Source organism: Microbacterium sp. HMWF026, assembly GCF_003061325.1.
GTDB lineage: Bacteria > Actinomycetota > Actinomycetes > Actinomycetales > Microbacteriaceae > Microbacterium > Microbacterium testaceum_E.
This window is the reverse complement of the sequence record NZ_QAJB01000318.1, coordinates 802-1,345: the sequence shown is the minus strand read 5'-3', so window position 1 is coordinate 1,345 and position 544 is coordinate 802. Positions and strand designations below refer to the sequence as shown.

Sequence of the window (544 nt, the reverse complement as noted above, 5' to 3'; positions counted from 1 at the left end):
GTCGCGTACGCGGCCGAGGTCCGCGAGCCGCACCGCGTCGCGCGCTACCTCGAAGAACTGGCGGGCCTGTACCACCGGTGGTACGACAACTGCCGCGTCATCCCGCTGTCCGACGCCCCGGTCGAGGCGCTGCACCGCACCCGGCTGTGGCTCAACGACGCCACCGGCCAGGTGCTGCGCAACGGGCTGACGCTGCTGGGCGTGGGCGCTCCGGAGCGGATGTAGGCCATGACGGATGCCGTGGCCCCGCCGGCCCGTCCGCGTCGACGGACCGGGCGCGTCGTCGTGCTCGTCGTCCTCGTCGTGCTGCTGATCGCGGCGGTCGTGGCGGCCGAGTTCATCGCGCGCTCGGTCGTCACGAGCACGGTGCGCAGCCTGGTCGTGAAGAACGTCGGCCTCCCCGCCGACCAGGACGTCGACGTGCAGCTCGCCGGTCTCGTGCTGCCGCAGGTCATCGCGGGGCGGTTGGACGAGGTGGCCGTGGCCTCCGACGACGTCGCCCTGGGCCCGATCACCGGCGACGTCCGCGTCGACCTGCGCGGCG

2 protein-coding genes are annotated in these 544 nt (G+C 73.7%); both read left to right on the top strand.

The features are described 5' to 3' along the window. A partial coding sequence (locus DBR36_RS18425) for a DALR anticodon-binding domain-containing protein (protein ID WP_258222773.1) occupies positions 1-225 on the top strand: 225 nt, incomplete at its 5' end. A 3-nt stretch (positions 226-228) separates the two neighbouring features. Next, positions 229-544: LmeA family phospholipid-binding protein (locus DBR36_RS18100; RefSeq protein ID WP_219927651.1), on the top strand; the 316-nt coding region annotated here is incomplete at its 3' end.